The following is a 14234-nucleotide window of genomic DNA, read 5'->3' as shown; positions in this document are numbered from 1 at the left end:
AAATGGGACGACAAAAAGACCACAGAGGATCAACTCTATGGTCGACGTTTTATTTCGATCATGCGTTCACACCCTCTCTCTTAACGCTTACGAGGTTAGCTGTCGGATTCGGGCCATGAGAGTAGCCCGTCCTTACATTGAAGGATTCACCCCAAGTGATGCCCAGCATCACAAAGTTGGTTCCCCCGCTCCTGACGGATTCAGCGAATAAAGAATGATTTAATTTTCGAGGTTATTATACGCTTGACTGTTGATGATGTAAAGAAGTACAATGCAGCGGATGTGGCCCTTTCGAGCGTCCGATCGCAAGGCATGACGTAGGGTCAAGCAAGCCATTAGTTGACTGCGTAGCTCCCATCTTCATAAACCCGGTAAATACCTACCGTGCCCGATCCGCCTCTTTCTACAAGTTCCTTTGATTCTTCACGAATAAGGTAATAAAATCCCGTTGAATCTTTTTTCTTATCTTTACCGAGCGCATTAAAACTTATATCTGAGTCCTGTCCTTCTTTCAGATGGGTTTTCAGCACCTGAATGGCTTCATCTGTATTGGCAACAAATGATGAACTTGCAGTCGAGACGTCTGCCGCAGAAGACGTCGAGCTAGCCGATTCTGATTCACTTGCTGTTGAAGCCGAACTGGTTTCGGAAGCGGTTTGGCTGGATGATGCGCCTGCATCTGAGGATGACGCTTGGGTTGCACCGTCTTGATTTAACTGTACATCCGCTGATATTGAGTTGGAGGATTTACCCTTCGTTTGATCACCTGCACGCTCTTGCCCGCATCCCATCAGCGAAGCGGTGAGTGCCATACAGACGATCAGTTTCGTTATTTTTTTCATGAAAAAACCTCCAATTTTGTCTAACAGCTATTGTAACATAGGCCCTTGAACGGGTCCCCGCATGTTATAATGAGAAAGGAATTGTAATGCTTAGCTTTGAATAAAATCAGTGAGGTGCACCTATGCCAACACGACGAATTCACCTCTCCTGCACGGTCAACACGCGCGATTTGGGCGGTTATCGAGCGAAGGACGGCAGGACAACCGCATTCGGAAAAATCATCCGCAGCGATGCACCCGAAGCATTTACCCAAGAAGATCTTGCATTATTGAAGGATCTAGGCATCACAACTGCACTCGACTTCCGTTCAAAACCGGAAACGGAGCGGATGCCAAGCGCTTTTGAACAATCTGCTGATTTTGCCTACTTCCATTGCCCATTCGCCTTTGGCAATCGCAACCCGGCCTCGAAAGCCGAGGTTCCTTTACTGTACGCAGAAATGCTGGCTGATTTTCCAGCGGTCAAGCGAATTCTCGGCATTATTGCTCAGCAAAAAGGCTCCGTTTTCATCCACTGTTACGTCGGCAAAGACCGCACCGGTGTTGTCGCCGCACTGCTGCTGCTCATAGCCGGTGTGGGCGTCAGTGACATCCTCGCGGACTATCAAGTCTCCTACACCTATTTGCGACAGCGCATACGCAAATTGCTGCAGGAACATCCGGAACTTCCCGATTTCACCGGCCGCTCCGACATGGCATATATGGAAAAGACGCTGAACCACTTTTTTAAGACCTACGGAACGATCGACAACTATCTTCAAAAAGTAGGCTTGCAACATGAAACGATTACAACTTTAAAAAATAAGCTGTTTTAAGACAGAAAAGAACGAGAGAAACGCATTCTCTCGTTCTTTGTATCGGTCGTTTCACTGAGCCTTATGTTGAAACAAACGCAGACTATTGAGGATGACGAGTAACGCGGCCCCGGTATCACTGAATACGGCGAGCCAAAGCGTCAGCCAGCCTGGAAAAATCAAACACAGTGCAGCCGCCTTGACGATCAGAGCAAAGACAATATTTTGTTTAATAATCCTTAACGATTTCCGACTTAAGGCTATGGTGAAGGGCAGCTTTTGTAAGTTATCGGCCATGAGAACGATATCGGCCGTTTCCATGGCTGTATCCGTTCCCGCACCGCCCATGGCAATGCCAAGATCTGCGTTGGCAAGAGCCGGGGCGTCATTAATGCCATCACCAACCATGGCCGTTTTCAAACCGGAGCCTTGCAGTTCATGAATTGACTTGACTTTATCTTCAGGAAGCAGGTCAGCAAAAAATCGGGTAATGCCTGCTTCATCGGCCACTTGTTGTGCCGTTGTGTGGTGATCACCTGTCAGCATCACCAATTCACGAACGCCGATTTTTTTCAACTGATCCATCGCCGCAACGGTTGTCGGACGAATGGTATCCGATACAGCAATCACACCAATTAATGCCCGATCCGTTCCAATCATAACGATCGTCTGACCGGCTTTCTCGAAGGCTTGTACCTGTGCATATTGATCCAGAGTACCGACTTTTTTTTCACGGAACCATTTTTGACTTCCGGCATAATAAATGGTACCTGCTACGTTCGCCTGAACGCCTTTGCCCGGGATATTTTTAAACGCTTCACCGGCAAGTGCAAGTACTTTTTTCTCATTTGCATAGTCCGATAGGCAACGCGCAATTGGATGCGTAGAGTAGTCCTCAAGCGTCTTCGCAAGCGCGAGCAGTTTCGTCTCGCTCCCAGTAAAGGGAAGAACCTGCGAGACGGTTGGTCTCCCTTCGGTAATCGTGCCGGTTTTGTCAAACGCAATTGCTTCGATATGACCGGCTTTCTCCAAAAAAGCGCCGCCTTTTAGCAAAACGCCTTGTTTGGCAGCATTGCCAATTGCTGAGATGATCGCTACAGGCGTTGAGATCACCAAGGCACACGGGCACGCAACGACAAGCAATTCCAGTCCACGATAGAACCATATACTCCATGAGCCTAAGCCAAACAAAGGCGGGACGATCATCAGAACAAGTGCAAGACTAAATACAATGGGCGTATAAATTCGGGCAAAACGTTCGACAAATGTTTGCGTCGGGGATTGCTTCTCTTGCGCTTCCTCGACCATTTGAATGATTCGCGCGATGGCCGTATTTGAAAAAGGTTGTGTCACTTGGCATTCAAGCGTCCCGTTTTCATTAAGCGTACCGGCAAAAACGGAGTCGCCCTGGTTTTTGTCAACGGGAATTGATTCTCCTGTAATCGGCGCCTGATCCACACTTGACTCGCCGCGCATGACCGTACCATCGAGTGGAATTCGCTCACCCGGTTTCACAACCATAATCTCGCCTACCGCGACTTCCCCAACTCCTTTTTTCACGAGTTGATTTCCAAACTTAATCCATGCCGTTGAAGGCGCGACCGTCATTAAATCGCCAATGGAACGCCGCGTCTTTTCGACTGATCGGTTCTCTAATACAGCGCCCAATGCAAACAGCCAAACGACTGTAGCTGCCTCGAACCATTGATTAATGCCGACCGCACCGATAACCGCCGCGGACATTAAAACATTCATATCAAGTGAACGGCTCTTTAACGCATAATAGGCACCTCGCACAGGCTGACGACCACTAATGATCAACGCAACCGCAAATAAGAGATTTTGTAAAAGATCAGGAAGCGCGGTGAATGATAAAGCAAATCCAGCAGCGATGCTTGCCCCGGAAAGCACGATTTCCCAAAGTGATTTATTCGCGTGCGTACGCTGAGGCGTTCCCGATCCGTTTTGCTTTTCAGACATTGCCTGATAGCCGAGTTTGCTTACTTCTTTTTGGATACGTTCAGCCGTAAGCGTATGCGTAATGGACATTTTCCCCGACGAAAAATTCACCGTCACATCTTGGACTTCCGGGAATTGCTTCAAATGTTTTTCAATCGTTTTTGCACATGCTCCGCAATCCATTCCCTCGATCTTATAGCTTTCTTTATCCTCATTGTGCGGCTCGTTTTCTTCATGCTTCTCGTCCTGGCAGCAATCATCGTCACAACAGTCATCTTCATGATGTTTCTCATTCCGGCAGCAATCATCGTCATCCTCTGAGCAATGGTCTTCGCTCTCTTCATCTGAACTGCCGCACGAACAGTCAGCCGCTTTCACAGCAAGACTGCCCTCTGTTTCATAGCACGCGCAGCAGGTACATTGGTTCTGAACACATTCATGCCGCTCTTGATGACTGCATTTTGTACAGGTACAATGCTTTGCAGAATGGACGGGGGTTAATTTTATCATTCTCATGCTCACGCAGCTCTTTTCTTATTCAGCCAGTTCCTGATCGGCTTGGCCTTCTTTTGATCTTTCATGTAAAAACGTAAGTTTGACCAACTGCCGGACAGCCTCATCATTCAAAGCATAATAAACAAACTTTCCCTCTTTGCGCGACTTGGCAATCCCCCATTTTTTCAACAACCGCAAATGGTGCGATGCCGTTGCCTTGGAGCAGCCAACTACCGCACAAACGTCACAGACACATAACTCCTTCTCAAGCGCCAACGCATGAACAATCGTCACCCGCGTTTGATCCGCCAATAATTTAAAAAGGTCGGAAACACGATCCGAACGACTGCCGTCCAGCTCCTTCCTAAGGCGCATCACCTTGTCTTTATGAATACAGGTCACTTCACAGACATCCTGTTGCTGACTCATTCGATTCACCTCAATCAAATAATCATTTGACTATAGTATATGCCGTGGATGGAAAACAGTCAAACAATCGCTTGACTGTTTAATGCTTGGGAACAGCGATAAGATAAAAAATTAAAGCGATTACAAAAATGACCATATAATAAAAGGTTTCCATCACATCGTAGTATACATATAAAAATAGCTCATTCATGAGATGAACGTTGAAAAGACTTGTGGAGACTTTTAGGCAGTGTTAAAAAGAACAAAATACACTATTACTTTTTTACAAGTAGAAACAGCCAAAAGTCCAATAAGGATAAAGATTCGCAGGTGTTTTTTGATCCATATAAGTGCAAAAGTTAGATAAAAAATTTGAATTTCAAAAGTCTATTAAAGTCGAGCAGAAGATAACAAATAGTAGTAATAGATCCAAGCTATAATAGCAGAGACAACAAAATGAACTGGGTGGGAGCGCTGCTCTGCTGCTTCTGTTGGTGTTCGGTGAATCCGACGCTTCGGGAGAAAGGGGGCGCGCTCATGACGACATATCAGGCAATAAGCTTGATGATCAGTTTCAGCATACTGATTATCATGATACTGTCGTTTAAAGATAAAACAAAAAAGTAATCCACCCGGTTTGCCAGCCTGTGTGAATTACCTTTTCATGATTCATGCAGCGCTATGATCGCTTAGCGATTTTTGCTGTCACTCTTCCGTTGGTGTGCTCACACCAACGGATTTATTTTGCTTTGTTATTAATTACATTATACGCATTTTTGCAGTAATTAACATGGGTATTGATTTTTGCTTTTAGTAGTTCTTCTTGATTTGATCTAAAACTTAGTAAATGCCTGGCGTAATTCGTTACGATGCTTTATGAAACGATTCTCGTTTTGGTTTCCCAGGGTCAATTGAACACAAATATTCCACAGCAACAATTAACGACAACAGCCTATGGTTTGCTCACAATGTCATCCACTGCCGATTTCACATTCAGGTTATAGCTAATGGATCATCTATTATGCTTTACAAAATAGCCGGTTTCCTCTACAATAAAAACAACACTAGTAGGTATTACATTATAGGTGAAGTCAGGTGTGATCCTGTGAAACAAACGCAATTGTTAAAAGGTGTTCTTGAAGGGTGCGTCCTTCTCATTGTCTCAGAGGATGAAGTATACGGTTATGAACTGGTTCAGACATTAAGAAACTACGGCTTTACAGAAATTACAGCCGGAACCGTTTATCCACTATTACAGAAGTTGGAAAAGAAGGATTATCTTTTAAGCAGAATGAAGCCTTCGCCGGATGGTCCGGATCGAAAGTATTATCAGATCACTTCTGAAGGAATGAATCATTGCCGGGAATTTATGAACCAATGGGAACAGCTTGTATCCAATGTCAATCATCTAATTCGTATAAAAGGAGGCAGACGACCATGAGTAAGCATACGCCTACCGTTGAAGCCATGGTGAAGCTGAATAATCAGTTGCGTGAAGAACTGATGGGAGAGAACAAAACGTATTATGAGGATTTGCTTACGTATATCCGTACTGCCGGATTATTTTATGATGATCACGAAGTTGAAAGTCTCTTAATGCAGATTTTGCAGGATATCCTTTCTGCGCAACATGACGGACAATCGGCCGAAGCATTTTTTGGAAAAAGTCCTCAGAAAGCCGCCGATGCGTTGATCCATAATCTTGGCAAGGCCAGCTGGAAAGAAATTATGAAACTGACCGGAATAATTTTCGGTATCAGCTCATTTTTTGAGCTTCTGAACGCCTTGACTCTTCCCGGAAAAGGCATCAATTTTCTTGTGCTCATGCTGAATGGCTTGTTGAGTTTCATCGTTGTTGGGATTGTTTTTCATGTCCTGCACAGAAGTATTTATGCAAAAATAGTTAAGAGCAAAGTACTGTCGTTCCTAGTTCTCTGGTTGGCTTGCATGCTCATTATCGGCTTATTTGTCTTGATACATGTCCTGACGCCTCCCCTGCTTACGCTCTATTTAGCGAGCCCGGTCGGCATTCTGATGATCACGATTTTGCTCGTCGGGCTAACGATCGCGGCCCTACGTCGCAACAAGGAAGACAGAAAAATCTGGTGGTCATTTCTGCCTCCAGTCTATATTATGGGTCTGATTGGAATCCTTTCCAGACTGCCGCTAACGGAAGACTGGTTGGCTAGCCGCAATGGACGCATCACTGCAGTTGTTTGCATCGGGTTCGGACTCATTCTCAATTGGGTGATCACCTATGTCAACATAAGGGCGGAAAAAGAGTAGCCTATTCCCTATTATTTGCAGCGTATAATCAAACGTTTGATTAAAATAATCGTGCCCCAGTTTCCCATATTGATTAGAAAATAAGAAAAACCGGGCAAAAAGCACCCGGTCCTTAACCTCCAGCCATGTGTGATGGATTCGTGTCTTTTCGGTGCTGAATCATCGCTTCGATTACTCGCTGGCACGCATCAACTAAGCGCGATCCCGCAGGCGTCTCGCCCCTCCGCTTTGATTCTTGGCCAAGACACTGGTCTATTGGCTTGAAAACAGGACAAAATCATGTACTTTCTTTACCTGTTAAAAAAGACTAAATCCCTATGGATTCAGCCCAGTTTTGGATTAATGATGATTAAACGGGTTTTTCGAAAATTCACTGTATCTTCCCCCACCTAACGGGGCAGAAAGTTCCCACTGATCGATCGCATTATAGGTTTGGATAATAGGCTTCATAGACAGGATGGCTGTAGTAAGGGGGTCTAACAACAATAGTTGGGGTGGGCCAGCTATACTGTAAATAATCCATCTTTAATTCAGCGTTCACATTTTCCAATAACCGTGTGACCTGAGGCATAAATTCAATGCGCATCTTGTTGTCACCTCCTTCGTTTGAACAGGCAGCCAGCTTTTCTTCACATCAGAAGATGGCTAATCATAGCCTATGAAATGGAGGAGGCATTCGTTATGAATAATCAAAATGAGCATAACCCACAGCATCATCAATCATTATCTAAGGAAGAACTTGAGCAAATTCGTGCTTATCAAAAATGGTTTGAAGACAATAAAAAGCAAGATCCGTATCCACTTTATCCGGCGTATGGAAAAATTACTCGCTATGAAGAGGTCCCCTTGACTCAACCCGAGCAAAGACAATTGAGGCAACCTGGGCTTGAGCATTTAATGGTTCCAAAACCCATTATTGAAAACCCGCATTATAAAGGGAGTGGAAAATTAAAAAACAAAGTGGCTCTTATTACTGGTGGTGACAGTGGAATGGGGGCAGCAGCAGCGATTGCTTTTGCAAAGGAAAAGGCAAATGTTGCGATTGCTTATTTAGATGAGCACGAAGACGCCAATCGAACAAAAAGAAGAATTGAGGCGTTTGGCCAAAGATGTCTTCTACTACCAGGCGATCTTCGAAAAAAAGAACAATGTGAGCACATTGTACATGAAACAATGAAAACCTTTGGCAGGCTCGATGTATTATGTAATCATGTCGGGATTCAGTTTCAGCAAAATGATCTTATGGCTATTACGGACGAACAATTTGATGAAACCTTTAAACTGAATATTTATTCTCATTTTTATACGACAAGAGCTGCGCTCCCCTATTTAAAAGGAGGCAGTTCAATTATTGGAACTGCCTCAGTTGTCGCCTACGCAGGTGAACCGTTGTTAATTGATTATTCAGCTACAAAGGCTGCCATTGTTGGCTGGACCCGTTCTTTAGCAAAAAACCTTGCCAAACGTCAGATTCGTGTCAACGCGATCGCACCTGGTCGTGTTTGGACGCCACTTATTCCGGCGAGCTTTTCTTCTGATGAAAATGCCTTGCACGGATCGAATTTATTTAATCGCATGGCTCAACCCTTCGAAGTCGCCCCTACCTTTGTTTATTTAGCATCCGATGATTCTCGGCATGTTACTGGGCAAGTTCTCCATGTAGATGGTGGAGAATCAACAAATTCCTAACTTTAAGAAGTTATCTATTAAAGACGAGGGAAAAAGAATACGTTCTCTCGTTTTTTAATACCGAGATGAGTCAGTGGCAGGGATGAACAGCTTAAATTTTCCCTTTCTTCTTCACCGCGAACCAAATTTCACTATAAACATTTTTCCTGTCAGACAGATCTCCTGTAAATGAAAGGTTTGGAGCATCAACTAATTCACAATCTGAAGAAGGAAGCCATTCTGAAGCGAATTTTGCCCAGGTTTCTTGCATGATTTTTGGAAATTCCCCTTTAGATGAAAATATCGCCCAAGTTAGAGCGGGTACTTCGACTACATCAAACTCATCAAAATTTGACTCTTTTGTCGTTAAGCAGCCAATCATATGATCAAGACTGCCTTTTTCCTCCATACATCCCTCATCTAAATTATAGGAGGCATTCACAACCTGATTTGGTTCCATATTTGCGTAGCTGTGCAGCTTTTTTCTTTGTTCCGGTGTAATACGTTTAGCTAACTTTATAATTTCCGGATTTTCGCCTTCAAATTGAATGGGAACTCTCTTCTTCACCCCAATAATCTTAAATGGATCCTTATTCTCGATTCGATAATCCATATCTATTCCTCCTCGTATGGTTAACTGAAAGGAGAGCTTTGGAAATGCTTTAAGCATGTTTTTCTTTTTAACCTCTGAAGGACTAATGCCCGACCAGTCCCGAAAGGCACGCGAAAATCCATCAACAGATGCATAACCATATTTGAATGCTGTATCTGTGACACTCATTCCTTCATGCAGCAGGTCAAACGTGGCGTTAGATAATTTTCGATTACGGATATATTCACCTAAGGTCATCCCTGAAAGAAATGAAAACATTCTTCGAAAATGATAAACAGAAGTTCCTGTTATTCTCTCCAATTTGTTGTCCTCGATCTCGCCATTTAATTGTGATTCAATGTAATCTAACGCCTCGTTCATACTTTTCAGCACCGCTAGTTCCTCCTTCATGCATTCATTATAATAACGATCGTGAACCGATACCCGATGAAAAGGAGACGGTTATTATCGGGTGTACATGGCATGTCCTTGGATAGAAATTTGTTTCGTAATCATTGACCCTACGGAAATAGGCTAGAATTTTCAAAGAGAAAAGTGTTCAAAACTACTTGACGGTTACAACAGTCCGCCTTATCCGAAATATTGAATTCGATCATTTTGTCCAGCAATGAGAAATTAACCGGCTGGTCCCACGAGATACATACTAACTGCTTGGTGTGATCATAGCCGGCTTGCACAATTTCATCAGAAAAATGAATAATCCCTGCCTGTTCAGGCGCAACAGCCAAATAACATTTAACTACGACATTAACGGCATTCTTCCGTTGAACTATCATTCATTGTATGGGGATTCTGTTTCGATTACATTAATTAAGTATACCTTGAGTGAATTACTGAAAGATGGTGAGACAGATGAATAATTTTATTGAGGACTCGAATGAATGAGAAGAGGACTCTATGAACGCAGCAACTGATAACAGTACGTGATGTTGATGGATGTGATTTTAAGAACGTTTCCACCTATCTCCAGACTTATATTAACAATCTAATTCTAATCTTTCTAAATCAATGATACATTTCCCATTCATTAAGATATCAAGTCCTATGAGACCATTGATACCCCAATCATCTAAATTTCCAAATCTAGCTTTATTTCTGGTATTTTGTGTGTACCTAGTTTAATAATATCAACTGGTTTTCGGAACGAATATTCTTCGCCGCCAATTCCGTATGCACTTACTAGAGAATCTCCGTTTTCAAAGTAAATTCCTATTTCATTAACAATGTCGGATGAGATAAGAGTATGAGCTGCTCCAGTATCAACAACAAGCTTATCCATTTTTTTCGATTTTCCTTTATAAGAAATCGTCATTTTGACTGCAAGCAAATGATTCACTAATTCTAACTTCATAATCTCATACCTCTTAAACCAGTAGGGATTCTCACTTCAATAACGATTTTTTCGGACCCTGTATGATAAACAATGGTATCACCTTTTGATTTAAGTAACTCTCTTGTAGCTAATTGAGAATCTTCAATAAGATTAATTAATGCAACATCCGTTACAATCTTTTTATCGTTTTCTAAGTAAAAGTCAAGGATATTGAGTTTTACATATTGATTTGGGTATAATTTACGAACTTCTTCCCATTTCATTCTCTATCACTCCTTGTTTTCTTTTACCCGAGCACACTCCTATTATAACTTAAATTATTCGTTCTGATAAATGCACATAAAGACGTTTTTCGCAATAGCATTAAGACGAATCCCGCCATTGAAATGAGAAGCGATGTAAGAAAAATTATATACTCGTTCAGCTATTCCATTAAGTACCCATAGATTTCATGCTTGAATTGATACAATTTCATCAAGGTATGTTGTTTCAGAAAATTATTTGATCAAATTGATACTCGTGGTGTTAATTCTTAATCATCCGATTTTTTATTTCCGCCAAAAAGTTGAACAATCCGCTTTATCTGAAATATTGAACGCGATCATTTTTTCAAGTAACGAGAAATCCACCGGACAATCCCACGGAATACGTACCAACTGCTTGGTGTAATCATAGCCGACCTGCACAATTTCATTAGAAAAATGAATAATCCCTACCTGTTCAGGCGCAAAAGCCAGATGTTTTTTGGCTACACTAAATCCGATAATATAGGTGCCGTGATCGGTGAACATCGGCTGATTCCACTTAATGGCCGGCACTAATTGTGGGAATTTTAGGCCAAAATTTCTTCCGTCCGATCTCGATGCTGAAGATTATCAATACGCGCTAAATAATCTGCGAAAACGTTCATGTTGTTCCCCCTCCTAAAAACTAAATTATACCCTTCAGGAAAGATCCTCAAACCCATACGTTGTTAGATCAATGATCCTGCGTCTCTTTACTTTGAATTTGAGTAACGAAAAACGAGAGGAATGAAAAGATCCCTCTCGTTTCTTCCAAATCCTTTTACTGAATAAACTTCATCGGATCAATGGCACCATTATGCGGCGGTGGATTCCATTGGCCTTCATACAGTTCGAAGTGCAGATGTGAGCCGAACGATTCTCCGGTATTGCCCATTTTGCCAATGACTTGACCTTTCGCAACGCGTTCGCCTGTTGCGACTTCGTAACTGCTTAAGTGAGCATAAACCGTTGTAAACAATTTTCCTTTGAATTTATGCGAAATCATGACCGCATTTCCATAGCTGGACGAATGATAGGCTCTGAACACAACGCCGTCGGCAGCTGCTTGTACCGGCGTTCCTTCACTGTTTGCGATGTCAATGCCCGGATGGAAACTGTTATCAAAGGAACGTTTGCCGAATCCAGAAGAAATATAGCCTTGCGCCGGTTTGATAAATGCTGCATCACTGTCGGAGACGTTTTCACTAGCTAAGGCATGCGTTTGCGCTTCTGAAACATCTTTTTCTTCATCTTTTTCCATTTCTTTTTCTTTAATTTTCGATGCTTCTTTTTTCAATAACGTCAATTGATTGCGCTGATCCGCTTCCTTTTTAAGAAGCTCCTCTTTCAAATCATTTAATTCAGTTAAACCATTCTCGAGTTGTTTCTGTTCCTTAGCGAGTTCTTCTTGTTGCGCGGCACGATTCGCCTGATCTTGCTTTTGCGCGTTTAGTAATTTTTGATCGTTATCCGAGATTGTCTTTAAGGCGAACATCCGATCAATGAAATCGCCAAAGCTTTCTGATCCGAGAAGCACGTCGATATAGTTCATGTTCCCGCCATTTAAATACATGGCTTGAAACCGTTTCTTTAACAATTTGTCTCTGCTGTCGATCTGCGCGTTCAGCCGCTCAATTTCTACTTTCATCCACTTTGATTTTTCACGACTTTCTGCGAGATTTTCCTGTTTTTCAGTTACATCTGCTTTGATCTTTTTCACGTGACGGTCGGTCTGTTTCAGTTGATTGATGAGTCCATCTTGTTGTTGCTGATTCTCTGAAATCTGCTGATCTGATGCATGGACATCATGAACGCTGTAGCCCATGATTAAGGAAAGCACCAGCACCAGTGCTACTGCGGTATGTATGTAGTTCCGATTCATGATCCCTTTCCCCTCTAGTCGTATTCTCTATTTATATCGCTTCAGGCGAATACCCTCAGCAGGATCTTTTGTTGTCATCTTAACAACTTAATGTGACACAACAAGACATGATTCGATAACAATTTAATGACAAATGGACGTAAAATTGATTAATGGATCAATAGAAAAGGACGGATCAAAAATCATCCGTCCTTACCTCATCATTACTAGATTTAGAAACTAAAGATCAATCTGAATAGCGGATAGTGATCCAGATACTGGCTGAAATGAGGAGCACACCCGCCCAAAAACCAAATCCTATTGCTTCGCCTAAAATAAGCCACCCTAAAAACGTCCCAACGAAAGGCTGAAACACGAAAAACAAACCCGAACCGGTGGCATTCATTAACCGTAACCCACGGTTCCACATCACAAAAGCAACCGCCGTTGAAATAACACCTAGATATAACAGACAAAGGATGATTTTGGGTTGCATCAGATAGTGCCACTGCACCGCGGAACGTTGCAATAAAACAATCGGTGAAAGGCAAACCAGAGCCGTTGCTGTTGCAAGGGTTGTCACCTGTACGGGTGAGTAGTCACCAGGAACCAATTTGACCAATACCGACATGAACGCCCAAGTTAGCGCAGCAATCATTAAAAAAGCTGCACCAAGTAATTTGCCCACAACAAGCGCATGGATCCCAACAATCATAAGTACGCCAATTGTTGCCAGTGCCACAGAAGCTATTTTTGCCCAAGTTAATCGTTCTTTGAGCAGCCACCTTGCAAATAAAATCATAAATGTTGGTGTAGCCGCTGTAATTACAGAGCCCAATTGTGCTGAAGACAGCCATGTGCCGGCCTCTTGCGTTACGATTGACAGCGCATTACCGATCACGCCAATCAAAAGGATTAAGGGCCAATCCTTTCGTTTCACGCGCCAGTCTACATGCTGCGCGCAGCCGATGGCAAATAATACAACAACAGCGATGAGGTAGCGCAGCCAGACCAATTCAATGGGTGGAATATAGGCGACTACTACTTTAACAACAACAAACATACCGCCCCAAATACTGGCGGCCATGCTTAAAAATAAAGCGCCGAAAATTTTATTTTTTTTCATTTGTTCTCTCCGCTTTCGTAATTATTCAGTCGTTCATTACGAATTTAACGGAGACTATTCTCCGTTAAATTATCGGAGAACAGGAACATCACATTCTGTTGCTGGTGCATAAATCATCACCGATATCCCCTCGCCGTTTTAATCATTGAATGATTCTATTTTACTCTTTTCTCTGTATTTTTTGTTGATCATTTTCTCTCTATCCTCTTTTTCAATCCGCTCGTTCCGGATGAACAGATTGCACGTTCCTTGCGCTTTTCTTATTGGGCTGCTAACCATCCATGGAACATGGCATCGTTTTTCATAGCGAAATAAGCTTTCGTAAATCGCATAAACTCTTTTGCGTCCACTTCTTTATTTTGATAAAAATGATAATACGTGTTTAAGAATTGCTCTGCTCCGTTCCGACCGTCGCGGTGTTCAAACCATGTTGTTCTAATATTGGCTAGAATCGACATGCCCAGCTGTTTATATCTCAGTTCATGCCCTCCTCAGCCTGGAGCAAATGAATTGACGTGAGTTTTCTTCACATGCTATCCTTTCCTTTTTAGGAATCCATGACAAG

13 protein-coding genes, 2 pseudogenes and 1 riboswitch are annotated in these 14234 nt (G+C 42.7%); of the genes and pseudogenes, 5 read left to right on the top strand and 10 right to left on the bottom strand.

What is annotated here, in order from left to right; all coding sequences use genetic code 11:
* Positions 1 to 68: 68 nt before the first annotated feature.
* Positions 69 to 216, bottom strand: a riboswitch (cyclic di-AMP (ydaO/yuaA leader).
* 119 nt (positions 217 to 335) lie between these two features.
* Entirely contained in the window at positions 336 to 842 is a 507-nt protein-coding gene (locus AA84_RS0108905; protein ID WP_010023334.1) for a hypothetical protein, read from the bottom strand.
* A 122-nt stretch (positions 843 to 964) separates the two neighbouring features.
* Between AA84_RS0108905 and AA84_RS0108900 the strand changes: the two genes are divergently transcribed.
* Positions 965 to 1657, top strand: coding sequence for a tyrosine-protein phosphatase (locus tag AA84_RS0108900; protein WP_028976910.1), 693 nt, complete (start codon positions 965 to 967; stop codon positions 1655 to 1657).
* Between the two features lie 51 nt (positions 1658 to 1708).
* On the opposite strand, the gene AA84_RS0108895 is transcribed toward AA84_RS0108900, so the two are convergent.
* Positions 1709 to 4111, bottom strand: coding sequence for a heavy metal translocating P-type ATPase (locus AA84_RS0108895; RefSeq protein WP_028976909.1), 2403 nt, complete (start codon positions 4109 to 4111; stop codon positions 1709 to 1711).
* Positions 4112 to 4129: 18 nt separating this feature from the next.
* Positions 4130 to 4519, bottom strand: coding sequence for an ArsR/SmtB family transcription factor (locus AA84_RS0108890; RefSeq protein WP_028976908.1), 390 nt, complete (start codon positions 4517 to 4519; stop codon positions 4130 to 4132).
* Between the two features lie 516 nt (positions 4520 to 5035).
* Between AA84_RS0108890 and AA84_RS19395 the strand changes: the two genes are divergently transcribed.
* From AA84_RS19395 to AA84_RS0108865, 4 genes are all read left to right on the top strand, one after another.
* On the top strand, positions 5036 to 5125 hold the full coding sequence (locus AA84_RS19395; RefSeq protein WP_223362365.1) for a putative holin-like toxin: 90 nt from the start codon (positions 5036 to 5038) through the stop codon (positions 5123 to 5125).
* A 478-nt stretch (positions 5126 to 5603) separates the two neighbouring features.
* Positions 5604 to 5939, top strand: a complete 336-nt coding sequence (locus AA84_RS0108880) for a PadR family transcriptional regulator (RefSeq protein WP_028976907.1) — start codon at positions 5604 to 5606, stop codon at positions 5937 to 5939.
* The gene (locus AA84_RS0108875) at positions 5936 to 6784 is read left to right on the top strand and encodes a DUF1129 domain-containing protein (RefSeq protein WP_028976906.1); all 849 of its coding nucleotides are present in this window, start codon (positions 5936 to 5938) and stop codon (positions 6782 to 6784) included. Before AA84_RS0108880 ends, AA84_RS0108875 begins: the two co-directional genes overlap by 4 nt.
* 681 nt (positions 6785 to 7465) lie before the next feature.
* Positions 7466 to 8473: an SDR family oxidoreductase gene (locus tag AA84_RS0108865; RefSeq protein ID WP_051577898.1), complete on the top strand. Its 1008-nt coding sequence runs from the start codon at positions 7466 to 7468 to the stop codon at positions 8471 to 8473.
* Between the two features lie 91 nt (positions 8474 to 8564).
* On the opposite strand, the gene AA84_RS0108860 is transcribed toward AA84_RS0108865, so the two are convergent.
* From AA84_RS0108860 to AA84_RS0108830, 7 genes and pseudogenes are all read right to left on the bottom strand, one after another.
* Positions 8565 to 9437 carry an AraC family transcriptional regulator gene (locus tag AA84_RS0108860; protein WP_028976904.1) on the bottom strand — a complete coding sequence of 291 codons (873 nt, stop codon included), beginning with the start codon at positions 9435 to 9437 and terminating at the stop codon, positions 8565 to 8567.
* Between the two features lie 128 nt (positions 9438 to 9565).
* Positions 9566 to 9808 (bottom strand): annotated as a pseudogene (locus AA84_RS19390) (hypothetical protein); the annotation flags it as partial.
* A gap of 326 nt (positions 9809 to 10134) precedes the next feature.
* Entirely contained in the window at positions 10135 to 10416 is a 282-nt protein-coding gene (locus AA84_RS17500; protein WP_232057196.1) for an aspartyl protease family protein, read from the bottom strand.
* On the bottom strand, positions 10413 to 10661 hold the full coding sequence (locus AA84_RS0108845) for a hypothetical protein (RefSeq protein ID WP_028976903.1): 249 nt from the start codon (positions 10659 to 10661) through the stop codon (positions 10413 to 10415). The genes AA84_RS17500 and AA84_RS0108845 overlap by 4 nt, the downstream gene beginning before the upstream one ends.
* Before the next feature lie 285 nt (positions 10662 to 10946).
* Positions 10947 to 11308 (bottom strand): annotated as a pseudogene (locus AA84_RS17495) (iron chaperone).
* Between the two features lie 155 nt (positions 11309 to 11463).
* The gene (locus AA84_RS0108835; RefSeq protein ID WP_051577891.1) at positions 11464 to 12564 is read right to left on the bottom strand and encodes a murein hydrolase activator EnvC family protein; all 1101 of its coding nucleotides are present in this window, start codon (positions 12562 to 12564) and stop codon (positions 11464 to 11466) included.
* A gap of 226 nt (positions 12565 to 12790) precedes the next feature.
* Complete coding sequence (locus AA84_RS0108830) at positions 12791 to 13669, bottom strand: DMT family transporter (RefSeq protein ID WP_028976901.1); 879 nt, start codon at positions 13667 to 13669, stop codon at positions 12791 to 12793.
* Between the last annotated feature and the right edge of the window lie 565 nt (positions 13670 to 14234).

Origin of the sequence: Sporolactobacillus terrae DSM 11697, assembly GCF_000648615.1 — a bacterium.
GTDB classification, from domain to species: domain Bacteria; phylum Bacillota; class Bacilli; order Bacillales; family Sporolactobacillaceae; genus Sporolactobacillus; species Sporolactobacillus terrae.
This window is presented reverse-complemented; position numbering and strand designations above follow the sequence as displayed.

Bases quoted from the DNA above. Each gene is read 5' to 3' on its own strand.
- AA84_RS0108905 (WP_010023334.1), bottom strand. From the start codon at position 842: ATGAAAAAAATAACGAAACTGATCGTCTGTATGGCACTCACCGCTTCG.
- AA84_RS0108835 (WP_051577891.1), bottom strand. From the start codon at position 12,564: ATGAATCGGAACTACATACATACCGCAGTAGCACTGGTGCTGGTGCTT.
- AA84_RS0108890 (WP_028976908.1), bottom strand. From the start codon at position 4,519: ATGAGTCAGCAACAGGATGTCTGTGAAGTGACCTGTATTCATAAAGAC.
- AA84_RS0108895 (WP_028976909.1), bottom strand. From the start codon at position 4,111: ATGAGAATGATAAAATTAACCCCCGTCCATTCTGCAAAGCATTGTACC.
- AA84_RS0108900 (WP_028976910.1), top strand. From the start codon at position 965: ATGCCAACACGACGAATTCACCTCTCCTGCACGGTCAACACGCGCGAT.
- AA84_RS0108865 (WP_051577898.1), top strand. From the start codon at position 7,466: ATGAATAATCAAAATGAGCATAACCCACAGCATCATCAATCATTATCT.
- AA84_RS0108845 (WP_028976903.1), bottom strand. From the start codon at position 10,661: ATGAAATGGGAAGAAGTTCGTAAATTATACCCAAATCAATATGTAAAA.
- AA84_RS19395 (WP_223362365.1), top strand. From the start codon at position 5,036: ATGACGACATATCAGGCAATAAGCTTGATGATCAGTTTCAGCATACTG.
- AA84_RS0108875 (WP_028976906.1), top strand. From the start codon at position 5,936: ATGAGTAAGCATACGCCTACCGTTGAAGCCATGGTGAAGCTGAATAAT.
- AA84_RS17500 (WP_232057196.1), bottom strand. From the start codon at position 10,416: ATGAAGTTAGAATTAGTGAATCATTTGCTTGCAGTCAAAATGACGATT.
- AA84_RS0108830 (WP_028976901.1), bottom strand. From the start codon at position 13,669: ATGAAAAAAAATAAAATTTTCGGCGCTTTATTTTTAAGCATGGCCGCC.